This window comes from Shewanella sp. MM_2022_3, assembly GCF_022557375.1.
GTDB classification, from domain to species: Bacteria; Pseudomonadota; Gammaproteobacteria; order Enterobacterales; family Shewanellaceae; genus Shewanella; species Shewanella xiamenensis.
In genome coordinates, this window is sequence record NZ_JAKZGV010000018.1 from 1 (window position 1) to 18,392 (window position 18,392).

Consider the following 18,392-nt stretch of genomic DNA (forward strand, 5'->3'; position numbering starts at 1 on the left):
TTGAATAAGTTATGCTGCATTTTAATCACTAAATCACATCAACATAATTTACCGTATCTCGCTGCCATAAAACTGCAATGACACTTAATATGACCTTTATGCTTAGGCTGCTTTCTATTCAGCTGCTTTCTATTCAAAAATTGAGGAAAAATCCATGTATCAGCCTTGGTTTCCACTTAAGACTCCGCTAAAGCCCTATCCATTAGTACATTGCCAACTAGATAATCTTTCATTAACACTTAGTTGGCAGCAAGACTCTGTGACCATGAAAATCCATTTCGATACCATTGCGGGATTACAGGTAGTTGATGAATCAAGCTATCAGACTTATTTGAGTCATGTTGGTAATCGTAATATTACCTTTCCGTTAGATGAAGACCTAAACATCAGCACAAAAAACAGTGAATATTTTAGGTTGCCATGGCCGATATGGAAGTCGGTAAAAAATACCCGGCTTGATTGTTATGGTGAACTAGGCAAACACATTTACACTCAGTTATACAGTTATTATATTGTTAGCCAAGAATGCGTATATTTAATTGATACCGAATGCGAACCTGAAGTTACACAATTGCTCATTTAAACATAATTGATTATTTAAAAAGCACTGTTTTAAAAGTCTTATATCAATATCAGCCTAATTGGGTTCACGGTTAATCACATGTAAAAACGCGAGCATAGCCTGCTCATCTTTAAACGATACGATTACAAGAGACTTGTTTACAGGAAATCCTATTTAAACAAGCCATAACTGTTCTTTTTGTAAATTGGACTACTAGCTCTTGGCAATCATCCTGATGGTTCACTCCCCCACATTAGAAACAGAGAGTTAGCGGTAAGTAACCCCATTCAGCCATAGAAAAAGAAACATCATCCTGTCTACGTTGGCTAACTTAAGCATTTTCATTACACTAGCGTTCTAGTTAATTTCATATAGACCGCTTAGACCATGCCAGACTTTGCCTTACTCGCTGTTTTTATTCCGACGTTCTTTTTTGTTTCTATCACACCGGGTATGTGTATGACACTCGCCATGACACTCGGGATGAGCATTGGTGTTCGCCGCACCCTGTGGATGATGCTCGGCGAGCTTGTGGGAGTTGCCTTGGTCGCTACAGCGGCAGTCATGGGCGTAGCTAGCATCATGCTTAATTATCCTGAGGTTTTTCAGGTGTTTAAATGGGTTGGCGGCATTTACTTAGGCTATATCGGTGTGCAGATGTGGCGTGCTCGAGGCAAGATGGCGATGCTCAGCGATGATGACACTAATCCAAGAGCCAGTAACTTTACCTTAATTTCACAGGGCTTTATTACCGCCATTGCCAACCCTAAGGGTTGGGCGTTTATGGTGTCACTCCTACCGCCCTTTATTAATGCAGAACGGGAAGTCGCGCCGCAGCTCCTTGCTCTACTGAGTATTATTATGGTGACAGAGTTTACTTCTATGTTGGCCTACGCTAGTGGTGGCAAAAGTTTGCGGATCTTTTTAAGTCGCGGCGATAACATTCGTTGGCTAAATCGTATCGCCGGCAGCCTAATGATTGGTGTTGGGATCTGGTTAGCGATGAGCTAATCAAACATGCCGTCTTGAGTCATATGTGCTTAGCACATCACTTTTTGTATAGCATCATTCGCATCGCGCCAACGGATTTGTTGACACGACGCTTTAGGTTTATGGTGGCTATTGGCCCTTCTTATAGGGCAATACCTCACGCATCTGCTGTATATACACTTCCATTTGCGCAGCTTCCTCCTCGGTAAAATGCGCAATCGCCCGCTTAAATTCAGGATGGGCAATATTGTGGTAGGAATAGAGCACCACAGGCTCGAACCCACGCAGTACTTTATGTTCGCCCTGCGCGCCTGCATCAAATAGATCAATGCCATGGGCGATGCAATATTCGATGCCCTGATAATAACAGGCCTCAAAGTGCAATCCCTCAAGCTCGACAATACTGCCCCAGTAACGGCCAAACAGGCACGTCTGCCCTTGCTCGTTGCGGCCCGTAAAATACAGCGCGCCCGCAACCATCTGCCCTTTGGCATCACTCACCACCAACAGCACAATCTGCTCGGCCAAACGCTCGGCGATCATGTTAAAAAATGTCGGGGTTAAGTAGCCGCGATGGCCGGATCGTTTAAGGTAGGTTAGTTGATAACATTCAATAAAATGCTGCCATTGCTGACTGTTAATCTCCGCTCCCGCAACAAACTCATATTGCAAACCATAGGGCTGTAATTGAGCGCGCTCCTTAAGGATATTTTTGCGCTTACGGGAGGTGAGCGCCGCTAAAAAGGCTGCAAAATCTGCATAGCCACGGTTATGCCAATGAAACTGAGTGCTTAGACGCCGAAGGGCGGTGTGATTCGATGCCTCAGTAAATAGTGCTTGCTGCGAAGACGAGACAAATAAACTATGCCAAGAGGACATAGGCGTATCCGCATTCGCATTCGCATTCGCTAATTGCCCATTTAAACAAGACAATACGACGAGACCTAGCAGCTTGATTTCCGCGGTTGAAAGCGTAGGCGACAGCCCCATCCGCCGCCCCTGCACAGGGGTAAACGGGATGGCATTTAATAATTTAGGATAATATTCAAGGCCATGACGCTCATAGGCCTGCGCCCACGCCCAATCAAACACATATTCGCCATAGGAGTGGGATTTTTGATAAAGCGGCATCAATGCCAGCAGGGGTAAATCCATAAAATCTGCGGCATCTTTTGGACTCATTATTACGGTATCAGGCGCTAATTCTTGCGCTAATTCACTGCCAGTGGCGTCGAATACACACAGATGATGTGGACGCCACCCCGTGGCGGCGCAGGCCGACAAACTCTCCTCTAAGCTCAGTAAATAGGCATGTCGGACAAAGGGATTATCCCTCCCCATCAAGCTATCCCAATTATCGGCGTCAATACTCTGCGCCGCGCTGGCAAAAGCGAAAATGAGTTGTCTCATGAGTTGAATTCTTATCCGTTAAACACACTAAGCCAAGATCCAAGGTTGCAATTAAGCCTAATTCTCGGCACATTGCATAGTCATAATGAAAATAAATTCAGGATTGAATATGCGCCGCGCAGTACCTTTTAGACCTCTAATTCTCGCCATCGCCATGGCACTGCCTTTATTGTCTTCGCCCACTCTCCATGCTGAAGAGCCTTCGATTTTCAGCCAAATGGCCACGGCACAACCCGTATGGGCAAAACATGGCATGGTCGCCAGCCAAGAAACCTTGGCCAGTCGCACAGGGGTTGAAATCTTGAAACAAGGCGGTAATGCCGTCGATGCTGCGGTGGCGGTGGCATTCAGTTTAGCGGTTACCTTACCCCGTGCTGGCAATATTGGCGGCGGTGGCTTTATGCTCGTTCATCTGGCCAAAGAAAATAAAACTATCGCTATCGATTATCGGGAAATGGCGCCATCAAAGGCGAAAAAAGACATTTTCCTCGATGAGAATGGCGATGCGGTGACTAAATTAAGCCGTGAACATGGCCTTGCTGTCGGTGTACCTGGCACCGTAATGGGCATGAGTTTAGCCCTTGAAAAATATGGCACGATGACCATGGCACAGGTCACTGCGCCCGCCATCAAAATGGCACAAGAAGGGATTAGCGTTAGCCCAGATTTGGCTGTATCCCTTGCAGGCTTAAAGCGCCGCATGAGTCAATGGCCAAGCACGGCAGCCATCTTCTATAAGGCCGACGGTAGCGACTTCCAAGTGGATGATATTTTAAAGCAGCCAGAACTCGCCCACTCCCTGCAACTCATCGCCGAGAAAGGCACCAAAGGGTTCTACGAAGGTGAAACCGCAGAAAAGCTGGTTAAGGCCGTGCAAGAAGCTGGCGGTATCATTACCTTAGAAGATCTAAAACACTACAAAGCTGTTGAGCGTGAACCCGTTCGTGGTCAATACCGAGGATATGAGGTGGTTTCGATGCCACCGCCATCTTCAGGTGGTGTGCATATTATTGAAATGCTTAATGTGTTGCAGCAATTCCCTATCGATAAATTCGGTCACAATACGGCGCAAACTATCCATGTGATGGCTGAAACCATGAAGCATGCCTACGCCGATCGCAGCGAATACTTAGGCGATCCCGATTTTTATAAAGTACCCGTCAAGCAACTAACGGATAAGGACTACGCCCAAAAAATTGCCAGCCAAATTGCCCTGAACAAAACAACGCCAAGCGAAGAAATCAAACCCGGTAATCTAGCGCCCTATGAGAGTGACCAAACCACGCACTTCTCGGTGGTCGATAAATGGGGTAATGCGGTGTCCAACACTTACACCTTAAACTTCAGCTACGGCTCTGGCTTAGTCGCCAAAGGCACGGGAATTTTACTCAATAACGAAATGGATGATTTTTCCGCTAAACCAGGCACCCCTAACGGTTATGGCTTAGTGGGTGGCGATGCCAACGCGGTGGAAGGTAATAAACGTCCATTAAGTTCAATGAGCCCCACCATAGTGATGAAAGACGGCAAACCCTTCTTAGTAACGGGCAGCCCAGGCGGTTCACGCATCATTACCACCACGCTGCAAATCATTATGAACGTAATTGACCACGGCTTAAACATTGCCGAAGCCAGCAATGCTGCGCGGGTTCATCACCAATGGCTCCCCGATGAACTGCGGGTCGAGACCAGCCTGAACCGCGATACCATTTCATTACTCGAAGCCAAAGGCCATAAGGTGAGTGTGCAATCGGCCATGGGTAGCACTCAATCCATTATGGTGACAGACCAAGGGATATTTGGCGCCACCGATCCCCGTCATTCAGGTAGCGAAGCCGTCGGTTACTAATCGCTGATTGGCATACAAGTGATATGTAATAAAGGCATGGAAGCAATGAATTGGAGATAAGGCCAAGCGCCCGGTTTGATTAAGAACATTTAAACTAAGTCGCGGATATCGATTATCTCTGCAAGGATCGGGCAAACCAACAAAGCAAAGTGGTTATTTTCAGCGAATGTTGAACCTTACGACCACCTAGTTATGTGAATGCCGTGTTGTAATAGACACGGCATTCACAGCTCTAACTTACAGGAATGATTATTTAAAAGTTATAGCTTAGGTTTAACTCAATATTCCGTGGTTCACCGAAGAAACCTTGGTTGTAAAAATCAATGCTGGAGTAATATTTTTTATCAAATAAGTTATTGATATTTAGTTGAACTTTAGCATCGTCTGTCAGTTGATAGCTTGTCATCATATTGACTAGATAATAGCTATCTTGCTCGGAACGCTCGCCATTGGGACCTGCGTCATCTTTGTAGATTTTACTCTGCCAGCTTAAGTTACCACCGACTGTCAGATCCGCGAGTGCACCATCAAAGTGATAAAGCGAGGATAAACGAATCAAATCCTTCGGTAGATGAGTGCTAAAGGCTGCCCCGTCTTGATCTTCCGATGTACTATGGGTATAGCTGAAAAACAGATCCCAATCTTCTACTGGTCTACCGTTTAACTCAACTTCATAACCTTGGTTAGTGGTTCCGTCCACTCCACGCATTGGATAGCTACCATCTGGTAGAGGCGTGGGATAATTTGGGTCACGTTCTGCCACATTTTCCTTTTGCACTTTAAATACGGCAATACTAGCGGTCAGTTTCTCATCAAAGAAATCCCCTTTCGCACCCAGTTCTATATTATTTCCGGTCATGGGATCTAAGCGCTTATTGTTCGCGTCTTTTGCATCCTGTGGCTGGAAAATTTCGGTATAACTGGTGTAAATCGAGATGCTATCGTTCAGGTTGTATATAAGGCCCGCGTAGGGCGTAAAGACATCGCTATTGTTGTAGTCAGCCGCCGCGTTTGATTCAAACTTATATTGGCTAATGCGGCCACCCAGTAACAACATCCATTGATCATGTAAATTAATTTGGGTCGCGAGATAGGCCCCTTTTTGAATTTCCTCACCTTCTTGATAGATTGGCGTCGACGGATAATTAGGTTCGGCAACTGAGCCATCCCATTCGAAGAAGTTACCAATACTTATGCTATTCAATGGGTAATAGGAATCTGCGGTTGTGTCTTGCTTAGAATACAATAAACCCGCAGTCAATTTATGCTCGCGGCCAAAGAGCTCAAATGGCCCTGAAGCAAATAGTCGCGCAGCATCTTGTTTACGGGTCGATTGATAGATCATCGCCGATGCCCCCATTCCTAACCCTGTCGTTTTATCCGGCGCGCCATAAAGATAAAGCAAGTGTCCGTCCATCTCATCTTCACGATGTTCGACGTCAAATTTAAGGTCCCAATTATTATCAAAATCATGTTGAAGCGTGGCAAAGACATTCGCGCCATTACGTTGCCAACTCGACCAAGAGGCTGCGGTTGTGGTCGATCGAGGTAGATCATTGGCCAAACTGCCATCAGCATAAAATAGAGGAAGACCACCCCAAGTTGAGCCTTTTGGATCACGGTCACTGTAATCAGCACCTAGGGTAAATAAGGTACTGTCACTGAGTTTTGCCATGATCACGCCATAAACTTGGAGGTTTTCATCTTTGGCAAGATCAATATAACTATCTGATTTCTCATAGGCAGCGGCAAAACGAGCCTGCACAGCACCACTATCCGTCACATCAACAGAGGCATCGCCTTCAACGCGGTAGCTATCCCATGAACCGACTTTTGCGCTGACATAGCCGCCAGGTGTCGCTTTAGGACGTTTGCGGATAAGGTTAATTGCCGCCGATGGTTCGCCCGCTCCTGTTAAGAGTCCCGTTGCTCCGCGGACCACTTCGACGCGGTCAAATAATATAGTGTCAGTTGAGGCGTCATTAAAGAAACTCGAATAGTTAACGGGCACACCATCAAACTGGAAATTAGTAATCGGATTACCGCGAGAGCTAAAGAAATAGCGGTTGGTCTCAGCTTTTTGAGCATAAATGCCAGGGGTTAAAAACATTAAGTCCGCGACACTATTGAGTGAAAAACTTTGAATAAACTCTTGATCGATAATGGTAACGGATTGTGGCGTTTCCCGCAGAGTTAAAGGTAACCCTGTTGCTGTTGCGGCCTTATCTAAACGACTTCCCTTGATACTAATGACCTCAATATTAGTCGCGGACTTGTCTTCACTTGCGTAGGTGCTTGGTGCGAATAAAAAACTCGCAATGAGTGTAGCTAACAGCGTTTTTTGCATCATGATTCCCCATCATTGTTGTTTGAGAGATGCATTTTAATTGAAAATAATTATCAATACACATCAATTGATAACAATTCTCACTACATTTACACTCTAAAATTCGTAAAATGCTGGGAACATCACATGCTGAAGGCGGGCCTCAATGTTGGTTTATGTAGCATGGCTAACTAGATCGCCATCTAGATCTTATTCGATACTCTCTGTTTTACGGGCGTTTAGGATTCACTCAGCAATAGATAAACTCACCTATTGCTTACCGCCATGCGTTCAATCCTTATGAATAAGATTGACTTAGCATTAACTCACTCTATATTATCCAGCTCTAACATATGAATTAAAAAGGAATTTATTGTGTCAATGTTCTTGCTGTTGCTCTTCGCCAGCATGATGTTTTTCGGCATATTGAGTTATTCACTCGGTCGCAAAAAAACGACACATCCTAAGCTCACAGGGATGCTAGGCGCGATACTGGGATTATTCCCGTTATTGGGCGTTATTTTCTTGATTGTCTTAGTGCTAAAAGCTGATATCACAACCCCGAGCATCCCCCTGGAATAGTCACAAGCTCTAGTTAATACAGTTAACTGATCAGGATTTATTCCAACAGTTAATTTAGAGCGAAAATATTATCGCAATGAGTTGTTTCGCCAGAAGAACTCTTCAAGAGACAGTTGGATTTGTGTTGGTTTCAACTGTCATTTCGGATGTCGATCTTAAAGAAGATACTGACTCGCATTGGGACATAAATGAGTTAGGTTATTAACTCAAACTGATGAGTTTCGGATTAGAATTCCTATGGCTTAAGACCAATTGTAGCCATGGTTGTAATAATACGTACAGTACCTGAATATGCGGCTGCAGTGAATAGAGGTCCAAGTTCGTGCTCTTTTCAGGCGACAAAATTTTCTTGTTAGGAGGCATTACACAGATGCCGCCAGATTTCTGGTATTTCGAAGCGCAGCATTAAAGCTGCAGATATTAGGCCCGCTGGGAATATTACCATTGCCAGTGGTGCTCCAGACATTCCTCCAGCAGGCAGGCCAAGGACACTAACAAATGTACCAAGAAACGCTAGAAATGACACAAAGGCAATAACAATCCCTATTTTGTAATATAATCCCGTATAGCTGCTCGGGACAATAATCTGTTTTTGTCTAACGCATATATAAACACGAAAAAGCAAAAACAACATAAAAGCCCAGCCCGGAGTAGAAAGTAAGTAAATTATTATTTTTGCAGTAGTTGGTGATGGCGTTTGAATGTTTTCGATAATGCCAACCCAAAAATATAATGCAGCAAGCCCAATAAAATGGTAGCCAATATAGGTTCCTAGAGCAATTACAACGAAGTACGAGAGTGAACGCATTTTTCTCCTAACATCTTAGTATTTAAATGTTGCGCTGTTTACAGGGCAAAAATCGGTTGTTTGACTTTGCCGCCAAATCTATATCAACAGGTATAAATGATGCTAAAGGAATTGGCTTTTTTTGGTAGCTATTTTTTATACAGTTCAGCGGGTAATCACTTGATATCGGATACCGTTCTAATTCTGTCATGCTCACTTTCGACTGATTATTGTCGCTTTTCTGCCGCGTATTCAAGCTAACACTCATACCTGATTTTCTTATTAGCTAGGGGGAGATAACAGATAAGGCCAGAACTCTGTAGTATTACTAAAATTTGGTCAACATATTGATGTTGGAGTTAGCTAGAGGTCATTTTGCTAACGAAGAAGGTGGCAAACATTACATCTGCTTGCTCGAGAACTACTTCAGTGTAAAAATCGAAATTTGGTGCAACTCGAAACTGTGAGTCAGTCATTGATGGTACGCTCGGTTGGCTTCTTTATCTTCATTAATCGTAATTTGGTGATAATATTCTAATCAATTTGATTGCCCACCGATAAATCAAGCCACCCATTTTAAATCAACAACATAATGCACTTTCAGTTTGCCTACAACTTGTAAAAGTTAACATTGTTAAAAAAGAACCATCAAAAGTTATAGGGACAGCATCTGAGGCAATAAATTGCGCTAATCCCTTAAAAAATCGGGCATTTCAGACGAGATAAATCATCCCAGCTCTTAGGAGATACTCAGCAAGGGTTATTTTCGAAGTTATATAAGTCGTTGTCAGTTGCAGCGCAAGTGCTGGCAGCTTGATGCAAAGTGCCGTCGTCGCTTTTCGAGATGTTCGCAGTAATAGGTCAGTTCTTGCAATGTGCCCACTGGCCCATGAAATAGTTTGCCAAACTCGGTGGTCAGCTTGAGCCAATTATCATGGGGAATATTTAATCTGTTCAGTATCTTGGCGCTACTTTCGCTGATGCATCCACGTTTATCATTGCGAATGATTCGGCCGGTATCATCCACCAATTGAAGGTAATCCGTTAAGACAAACGCAATGCCATTGGGTTGGTTGTCGCACTCGTGACCAATAAATGGCAGGAGATTGCTCGGCTGCTCACCTTTTAATACGGCCTGAATACGTAGTTGAATACTGGTATGGTCGGATTGTTCAGGTGTATCAGCGAGTTGTGCTCTAATCGGATTTAAATCAACGTAAGTCATGCAGGCTAATACTGCGGCTTCATCGAGTAATGCTTGGGATTTAAACCGACCTTCCCAGAAACGACCTGTGCAGTTATCTTCTTGATTTGCTTGTCTTGCAATCGGTTCATTCAGACAGCGCATAAACCATGAAATATCACATAATCGACCGCGATAAAGGGCGATTGAGTGCTTTAATCGGTTGACCTCATACGCCTCGACCAACTCACCTTTAACGAACTTTTGCGTTAACTCATCGCCTTTAAACAACTTATGCCATTGCTCAAGCACTTCGCGGTCAGTCCAACGATTAGCACTGTCAATATCCACCCGCAGCACCAGATGCAGATGATTCGACATCACTGCAAAGGCCGCCACATCAATTGCAAAAACGTCTGCAAGTTCAAATAATAATGACTCCACCCAAGAACGGCGATGGTCATAGTTTTTACCCGAGTAACTATCATCACCACATAAAAAAGCCCGCCGAACAACGCGGCTACAGCAATGGTAATAGGGTGTATCTTCAAGACTTATCTGGGCTCTACGAGGGCGCGGCATACAAACCTCCTTGTTCAATGCTTAACCAAAGCATAGTCGAAGATTAACTACCGCTCGATTAAGGCTGGGTGTCCAGTTTTATTCTCAACCACAATCACCCCATCGTTAAATCTTGCACAAAATGCTTCAGGCCCACTGTAGTCGCTCGGAGCTAATGAGATTTCTATAGTAGCGCCGCCACCCATAATTAAGATCAATGCCACTGAATCTTTAAAATTTATTGATTGGACCACCCTGCCAACCAGCTCGCTTACAGGCCCTGTCAATGAGGCCGGCGTAAATGCTCTGAGGCTGCCACAACCAAAACGAGCAAATAACTCTCCACCCTCAAGAGAAAGTTCAACCAAATGTTCACCGACAAGGCGACGTAACTCAGACATGGCTTGCCTCATAACTACCAAAGCAGCGGCGCGCGTTAGCGCGTCCAGCCCGCAGGGCGATGCTGCCTTTGCTTGTTAGTGGCCTTTGACAAATAGCTCGCATTTATAGCCGCCGTCCTCACTTTCCAAGTTTTCACTTACATAGAGGGTATATTTCCCAGGTTTAGAAAATATCGTCTCATTAGCGCTTTTGTTATCCCACCGATACCCTGTTGTGGTTGGAGATATTTCAATTTTCTTTGCGCTTTCAAACTGTTGAGAAGACATTAAAGACTTCATGGTTGATGGCGGTGAGCCAACTACCAAAAATAGCCATAGGTTTTCGTCGTGCCTGTATAAGGCAAGTTCCTTACCGTGATGCTCACTAAGATTAACTCGGAGAACATCGTCGCGGCCTAACTCGCGTGGAATGCAAGAAACCATTTCATCTGATTCTAACCAGATAGTTTCTGGAGCTTCTGATTCCTCAGCGATCCCATGTGAGCTCAGAAGAGCAAAGATAAAAAATAGGATTCGATTCATCATTGACCACTAACATTTTATTCGTGCGCATGCGCGTTTACCTCGTTGGACCAGTGAAAACGCGCACAGTTAACTATTTGTATGTAATGAACTTATCAGCATTTTGCTAAATTCACCATCTGGAAAAACGCGCATGCGCGTTTCCCAAACCTATTATCTAACCCATAGGTTTTATAATTGAATGATTTTAAGAATATTTATTCATATTGGAATGTGAAAACGCGCACGAAGTTGGAATAAAAATCGTCATGATTCCGATATGACTGTATGCCTGTCCAGTTTTTAGGCATCCCAAAACATTGCAACATTTGAGATATATGGATGAAAATTTGTAGGCGAAAAAGTCTGCGTTTGACTGCGCCACAGACAACGAGTTAACTCGTTTTGGGGCAATAACTTTTAGCCGGATAAACAGTTGTTATCTTGTTTTAACGATTAAATGCAATGGCGGCTATTTCGGATTAGCCGCCATTATCTTATAAACCGATGAGTTTTGGCGTGAAATCAGCGCCTTTCACCCTATGTTGTATTTTACCCATCGCTTTAATTAATCAAGCCCATTAAAAAGCACACTATTTTGCGGCGGTTAACTCAATAAAAGCGGCGGTGTACATTTTCAGATTCAGCATAAACTGTTTATGGGTAATAAATTCTTTCTCGGTGTGGCCAGTGTATTCCACGCCCGGCATGGCGGGGCCGAAACTTAAGGCATTCGGGAATAATTTACTATTAGTTGAGCCGCCAATCGCAACGGGTTTAGGGTCGGCTATGCCAGTAAAGTGGGCAAACACGTCGAGCAGAGTTTGTTGCTGTGGCGCGTCCTTCATCACCATAGGCTCGCCCCAATAACTTTCCACGTCGATGAGTGTCACTTGATGCTCAGTTTGCCATTTGTTCAGCGCGTCCTTGGCTTGGGCTGAGAGTAACTCAGGCGTTTTGCCCACTGGTCGACGTAAATTAATGGTGACTTCAGTCCCTTTACTCGTTTGCGCAACGACAGTGGGGACCAGCGTTAAAGCGCCCATAAAATCATCTTTATAGGCCAGTTCGCCAAACTGCTCGGCATAAATCCCCACCCCTACTAACTCATTCATGGCGGCGACCGTCAAAGCCGCAGTGGTTTTAGGCCAAGTGTATGGCTGAAGTAGCGAGGCCAAATGCGTCACGGCATTCACCCCATCTTCTGGTGTTGAGGAATGGGCCGCCTTACCGTCGGCAAAAATATGCAAGTCGCACACGGCCTGCTCGCAAGTACGCTCGAATCGATACTTCATCCCCTGCTGCTTTGCGGCGCTCGCCTGTAATTGTTCAAACAAGCTTGGGGTAATGGCATGAATTTGCGCCTCGGCTTGCTGTGGCACTTGGCTAGCAAAATAGCCGCCTGAGAATGCCGTTAAGCTAGGAACTTTTGCGACGCCCAGCTCCTGCGTTGACTCAAGATTCGGTACAGTAAAGCCAATCTTACTCCAACCCTTTTCGGCGGTGACGACAGGATACTCGGCATCTATGGTGATATTCATCTGCGCTGGAGTGTAATGGGCTAAAAAGGCTTTGAGTGGATCCCAATCGGACTCTTCGGCTAAATACACCAACAGCTCAATGCGTTTTTCCCGTTTGAGTTGTTTATCTTTGATGGCCTTCATCGCATACATGGCGGTGACAATCGCGCCTTTATCATCTTCGGTACCGCGACCTATCAGCTTGCCAGGTTCAGACTCGGTATCCAGCACATAAGGACTCTTAGTCCAGAGCGCGGGATTGGCGGGTTGCACGTCGCCGTGGGTAACGATTCCCAATTTCTCAACCTGTGAGCGTTGGGCATCGACAACATTGGCATCGAGGCCAATCAATACAACATAACCGTGGTCGGCATAATCGAGCCCGAGTTCTTGGCTCAAGCTTTTTAAACTCGACTTAAAACCAATAAAAGCGGGGTTGGTATCGGGCGTTTGCCCCTCCACTGCTTGGGTATTAAAACTGATTAAATGCGCCAGACTCTTGACCATCTGTGCGTCATAGGTGCTCACCGCATAATCGGCCACCTTAAGCGCATCTTGGCTAATGCTAGTTGATGACGCTGCTGCTTGCGATGTCCACAGCGCAGCGGCTAATAGGGAATAAGAAAAACGACGACAGAGGCTCGTACAGTTAAACTGAAGCAATTCCATAGAGGTCCTATTTATTATTTGTATGATGAGGGACTTACATTCAAACGCACCAAAGTAATGGCTTTATCCTTTGCCGAATATTGCCTTAGTGCGGGGCTCAGTTTGCCATAGTTCTTCCGTTAAAAACCGCAGGCTAACCATTTGTTACAAACAAAACACAAAATCGATGGAACCCTTAGTCGGATACATGCTAAACAGTCAGCTTAAAATAATATTAATGGCTTGCTGTACCATTAATCCGATAGAATAATAATCACCTAACGGGGAATTGACATGAAGGGACTAAGCCTAAAATCACAGGCCCTTAACGCGCGAACACTCAAACCACGCGCAATCACACTGACCTTTAGCGCTATCACGCTCGCCCTCGCCTTAAGCGGTTGCAGTGCACAGCATAGCGATGCTGCGGCGCAGGCGAAAGTCGCACCGAATGCCATGTCGGCACAGATCATCAGCCAAAATGCCAGCAACCCATTCTTTAAACCCTATGATACGTTTATGGAAATACCGGCCTTCGATAAGATTAAGCCCGAGCATTTCCTCCCTGCCTTTAAGGCGGGTATCGCCCAACAACACGAAGAAATCCAAGCGATTGTCGATAATAAAGACAAGCCGACCTTCGCCAACACCATTGAAGCGATGGAGTTTTCGGGCGATCTCGTCACCCGCGTATCCAACGTCTTCTTTAACTTAACTGGCGCTGATACTACTCCTGAGCTGCAAGCGATTTCCAAGGAAGTCTCGCCAATGTTATCGTCGGCAGAAGATGATATCTTATTGAACGATAAGCTGTTTCAACGCGTTAAAGCCGTTTATAACAGCAAAGACAGCCTAAAGCTCAACACGGCTCAGGCCAAATTACTGGAAGACACCTATAAATCATTCACTCGTGGCGGTGCTAACCTCAGCGAGCAGGATAAAACCAAGCTGCGCGCCCTGAACGAAGAAATCGGCAAGCTTAACTTAGCCTTTGGCGACAATCTGTTAGCTGAAACCAATGCCTTCGAGCTCGTGATTGATAAGCAAGCTGACCTGTCTGGTTTACCCGCCGATGTGATTGCCACCGCCGCCGAAACCGCGAAAAAGCGTGGCCACGAAGGCAAATGGGTATTTACCACGTCACGCCCGTCTATCACGCCATTTTTAACGTATGCCGATAATCGCGAACTACGCGAAAAACTCTATAAGGGTTATATCGAGCGTGGTAATAACAATAATGCCAATGATAACAAAGTCATTCTGGCAAAAATTGCCGCGCTACGTGCCGAACGTGCGCAGCTCATGGGCTATAAAACCCATGCGGATTTTGTGTTAGAAGATCGCACCGCCAAGACGCCTGAAAATGTCTATGGCTTACTCAACAAAGTCTGGCCAGCAGCCCTTGCCCAAGCCAAGGCTGAGGTTGCGGATATGCAGGCGTTAATCGACAGCCAAGGCGGCAAGTTTAAGCTGCAAGCTTGGGATTGGGATTACTACGCAGACAAAATCCGTGTTGCGAAGTACAGCTTTAACGAGCAGCAAACTCGTCCTTACTTCTCCCTCGACAGCACCCTAAAAGGCGTGTTCTATACGGCCAATCGCCTCTATGGTTTAACCTTTAAAGAACGTACCGACTTACCCAAATACAACCCAGAAGTGCGTACTTGGGAAGTGCATGATAAAGACGGCAAGCTTATGGCCATCTTTATGGGCGACTATTTTACCCGTGATAGCAAACGCGGCGGCGCTTGGATGAACTCGTTCCGCAAGCAATACCATATGAATGGTGTCGATTCTAAACCCATTATTGTCAACGTGTTGAACTACCCTCGCCCAGCGGGTAATGAACCTGCGTTGCTCACCTTCGATGAAGCCAGCACCCTGTTCCATGAGTTTGGCCATGCGCTGCACGGCATGTTATCCAATGTCGAATATCGCTCACAGGGCGGAACAGCAGTACCTCGTGACTATGTGGAGTTCCCTTCACAGGTCAACGAAAACTGGATGACTCAGCCCGAAGTGCTCGCGCAATTTGCTAAGCACTACAAAACTGGTGAAGTGATCCCGCAGGAACTGGTGAAAAAAATCCAAGCCGCCAGCAAGTTCAACCAAGGCTTTGCGACCGTTGAATATATGGCCGCCACAAAGCTCGATTTAGATTGGCACACCCTAACCGATACCACGCCTAAGGATGCCGCCAAGTTTGAGGCCGACTCGTTAGCTGCCATGGGATTGATTAATGAGATCAGCCCACGTTACCGCAGCACTTACTTCTCGCATATCTTCGCGGGCGGTTATTCAGCCGGTTACTACAGCTACCTCTGGTCGGATATTTTAGGTGCCGATGCCTTCGAAGCCTTTAAAGAAAATGGCATTTTCGATAAGGCGACCGCCGATGCCTTCCGCAACAACATCTTGTCTAAGGGTGGCAGTGACGACCCTATGTTGATGTATAAAAAATTTCGTGGAAAAGAGGCAGGAATCGAACCGTTGTTGCGTAGCCGCGGTTTACTTGCTGAGTAATCAACCGTCAGCATGGTAAATGCCATGCTGACGTTTTACCAAGTATCTAATCAAAAACAAACGGGGAGCATATAGCTCCCCGTTTTAATTACAAATTTTAATGACTAATTAATTCTTATCGGCAGAGACAGAACTTGAGTTGCCACACCACTTGGGGTTTCAACTTCGACAATGAAGGTACCCGCGTTAGGTTTTTCCTCACCCTTGATGGACACACTAAACTCACGCCCAGCATTATAATTGCTACTTGGCCATGTATATTCTGCACCACTAGCTATTGAACCTGCACTTGCTTTAAATCGAACGATGGTGCCAGCAGGCATTTGTTGGTTGTGTAAATCAGAGATGGTGAAGTAAACCGTTGCGGCATCCTTACCAATAATATCAATACTCTGGTCTTTACTTAGGCTATAGCTATCGTCAATAAGTACATCTGCTCTAGGTGTTGCATAAGCTGTACTTCCTGACATCACTATCACTAAACTGCCTCGAACATAGAGTGATTTGGGTTCAGATATTCCATCTGCACAACCAGCATGAGCAGGTACAGAACAAAGCACACCATTGTATTTACTGTCTTTGAGATCAAAAACACCGTTAGAGTTAAAATCGATTAACTCTTCTAGCTCTCCCCCCGCTTGGCCTCCAGACTGTTGAGGGTTGAAAAAACCGTCCTCATTATAGTCGTTAAAAGCATCATCTAAATCGAAAGGTTTACCGCTCACATCTTTTTGAGTTAAAAAGGCGCTAAATTCGGATGCATCAAAGCGGCCATTACCATTTAGGTCAGGGAAAGATTCCTCGCCAATCGCGGTAGCCGTTATGGTTGCTCTACCGCCGTATTTTTGGCCGTAAACGTTGCCTAAATTAGCTGCAAGTGTAGCAACAGGTGGACGAACTAATGCGCCAGTAGCGTCTATCAACGTTTGGCCTTCAGGTCTGGCAAGTTGACTGGTCCATACCACACTACAAGTCCCTTTTACCGTTTGACAAGCATCCTCAATCGCACCACCTTCAGTAGTGAATGAAACTGTAGTTCCATCTGGTACAGGGTTGTTAAATGCATCCGCTAAGCGAGCAGTCACTGTTACTTTAGTACCATCAACATCCCAACCTTCAGCATTCAAAGTCGATGCAGATAGTGAAAAACTATCTTGGTCAGGAATGCCTGTAGATACGATTAATTGACTAGATTGACTAGAGATAACTGGGGACGAACCTGCGACAACACCTGTAACACGAACAGAAGTAGCCACTGTACCGGTTTTAACGACAGTTTGGACAATCCCTTGGTTGTTAGTCGTTGCACTTACGGGATCTAGCTCGATACCACCAGTTGTAGTGTTAAGACTAAAGTTGACCAGCTGATTGCTCACAGGATTACTGTTAGTATCCAACACCTTGAACTTAACTTCAGAAGACTCTGCACCACCCGTACCTAAAATGGCAATGTTTTGTGGTGTTGCGGAAAGAAATACGATACTGCCAACATTGGCTGGTAACACATTGATTGAAGCAGTAGCAGAAAGGTTTAAACCACCAGCATTGGCCGTAACATTAATGGGATCGGGACCCAAACACCCCTTAGCTAAATAAGTGGTAGTAGCAACTCCATTCACAGAAGGAACAGGAGAACTAATCTCTGCTTCTGGAGAAGATTTAGTGGAACATGAAGAAGAGAATTTTACATCGACAGCTTGAGTAAAAGGCTTACCTTGGTCATCCTGAATCACTACAGAAATTGTGGCTGTGCCACCTGCGGTTAAGTCAGTCACGCTGACACTTGCTTTACCAGCAACAAATGGATTGCCACTGCCCATTACAACATTAGTTGCACCCACCACGACCACAGCCGTACCTTTTTCACCACTGGCAAGCGAAGCAGTAATGGTTCCGGCACCTAAGGTATTACCAGCATAAATATCAACACTCGCTTTTCCTTGAGCATTGGTTACTGCAGTTTTTATAGGTAAATCACCAATATCATTATCAAAAGTCACAATCGTAGGTTTATTAATACCTGTCACTGTTGCGGTGAGTTTTCCAGGATTTAATGAGGTAATAGTTTGAATTGCGTTTCCGTTCGTGTCAGTGAGAGCAAGATTAACTTGCGCACCACCGCCAGCCTCACCACCATCGCCTTTCATAACAAAGCCAATTTTGCCAGATTCGCCTGTATCAATTTTTGCAGTCACTGTACCAGCACCTGCGATAGTTGCAGTATTTAATATAATGGTCGCAATACCTTCGCCATTAGTTAATGCTGTCGCTGTAGAAGGGTCAAATGATCCGATATTGGCGCTACTTAAACTAAATGTCACCAATTCACCAACTAACGCACCGGCTTTGGAGTCAACAACTTTCGCAGTTACTGTTGCGGGAGCTAAAGCGGAAATATCGGTATTGGAAATACCCATAGTGACAGTGATAACACCTGGGGTTGGGGGGGTGCCGGAGCCATCATCGGAGATACTGCCTCCGCCTCCACATGCAACCAAAAAAAGTGAACATAGTCCTGCGAGAAAAACCTTATACGCTGACTTCATTGT

The 18,392-nt window shown here is 45.2% G+C and carries 13 protein-coding genes; 5 read left to right on the top strand and 8 right to left on the bottom strand.

The window, feature by feature from the left end:
* Positions 1–154: 154 nt before the first annotated feature.
* Complete coding sequence (locus MMG82_RS11330) at positions 155–583, top strand: hypothetical protein (RefSeq protein ID WP_047536750.1); 429 nt, start codon at positions 155–157, stop codon at positions 581–583.
* Between the two features lie 366 nt (positions 584–949).
* Positions 950–1,573, top strand: a complete 624-nt coding sequence (locus tag MMG82_RS11335) for a LysE family translocator (RefSeq protein ID WP_047536748.1) — start codon at positions 950–952, stop codon at positions 1,571–1,573.
* Between the two features lie 108 nt (positions 1,574–1,681).
* Here the strand turns inward: MMG82_RS11335 and MMG82_RS11340 are convergent, their stop codons facing one another.
* A complete protein-coding gene (locus MMG82_RS11340; RefSeq protein WP_047536746.1) occupies positions 1,682–2,962 on the bottom strand; it encodes a GNAT family N-acetyltransferase in 1,281 nt (426 codons plus the stop codon).
* Between the two features lie 109 nt (positions 2,963–3,071).
* Between MMG82_RS11340 and ggt the strand changes: the two genes are divergently transcribed.
* Entirely contained in the window at positions 3,072–4,811 is a 1,740-nt protein-coding gene (gene ggt, locus MMG82_RS11345) for a gamma-glutamyltransferase (protein WP_241406875.1), read from the top strand.
* A gap of 253 nt (positions 4,812–5,064) precedes the next feature.
* Here the strand turns inward: ggt and MMG82_RS11350 are convergent, their stop codons facing one another.
* Positions 5,065–7,161 carry a TonB-dependent siderophore receptor gene (locus tag MMG82_RS11350; protein ID WP_241406863.1) on the bottom strand — a complete coding sequence of 699 codons (2,097 nt, stop codon included), beginning with the start codon at positions 7,159–7,161 and terminating at the stop codon, positions 5,065–5,067.
* Positions 7,162–7,518: 357 nt separating this feature from the next.
* Here MMG82_RS11350 and MMG82_RS11355 point away from each other — a divergent pair, with 357 nt between their 5' ends.
* Positions 7,519–7,719, top strand: a complete 201-nt coding sequence (locus MMG82_RS11355; RefSeq protein WP_241406876.1) for a hypothetical protein — start codon at positions 7,519–7,521, stop codon at positions 7,717–7,719.
* Positions 7,720–8,071: 352 nt separating this feature from the next.
* On the opposite strand, the gene MMG82_RS11360 is transcribed toward MMG82_RS11355, so the two are convergent.
* The 5 genes from MMG82_RS11360 to MMG82_RS11380 form a co-directional block, all read right to left on the bottom strand.
* Positions 8,072–8,527 carry a hypothetical protein gene (locus MMG82_RS11360; RefSeq protein ID WP_241406864.1) on the bottom strand — a complete coding sequence of 152 codons (456 nt, stop codon included), beginning with the start codon at positions 8,525–8,527 and terminating at the stop codon, positions 8,072–8,074.
* Between the two features lie 766 nt (positions 8,528–9,293).
* Positions 9,294–10,271 carry a transposase gene (locus MMG82_RS11365; protein ID WP_241406865.1) on the bottom strand — a complete coding sequence of 326 codons (978 nt, stop codon included), beginning with the start codon at positions 10,269–10,271 and terminating at the stop codon, positions 9,294–9,296.
* 47 nt (positions 10,272–10,318) lie between these two features.
* Entirely contained in the window at positions 10,319–10,651 is a 333-nt protein-coding gene (locus MMG82_RS11370; RefSeq protein WP_144346305.1) for a hypothetical protein, read from the bottom strand.
* A 75-nt stretch (positions 10,652–10,726) separates the two neighbouring features.
* Positions 10,727–11,176, bottom strand: coding sequence for a hypothetical protein (locus MMG82_RS11375; protein ID WP_144346304.1), 450 nt, complete (start codon positions 11,174–11,176; stop codon positions 10,727–10,729).
* 569 nt (positions 11,177–11,745) lie between these two features.
* Positions 11,746–13,341, bottom strand: coding sequence for a dipeptidase (locus tag MMG82_RS11380; RefSeq protein ID WP_241406866.1), 1,596 nt, complete (start codon positions 13,339–13,341; stop codon positions 11,746–11,748).
* Between the two features lie 273 nt (positions 13,342–13,614).
* Between MMG82_RS11380 and MMG82_RS11385 the strand changes: the two genes are divergently transcribed.
* The gene (locus tag MMG82_RS11385) at positions 13,615–15,843 is read left to right on the top strand and encodes a M3 family metallopeptidase (protein WP_241406867.1); all 2,229 of its coding nucleotides are present in this window, start codon (positions 13,615–13,617) and stop codon (positions 15,841–15,843) included.
* A gap of 104 nt (positions 15,844–15,947) precedes the next feature.
* Here MMG82_RS11385 and MMG82_RS11390 read toward each other — a convergent pair whose 3' ends face one another.
* Positions 15,948–18,389 (bottom strand): hypothetical protein, encoded by a 2,442-nt coding sequence (locus tag MMG82_RS11390; RefSeq protein ID WP_047536594.1) that lies wholly within the window; start codon positions 18,387–18,389, stop codon positions 15,948–15,950.
* Positions 18,390–18,392 lie beyond the last annotated feature (3 nt).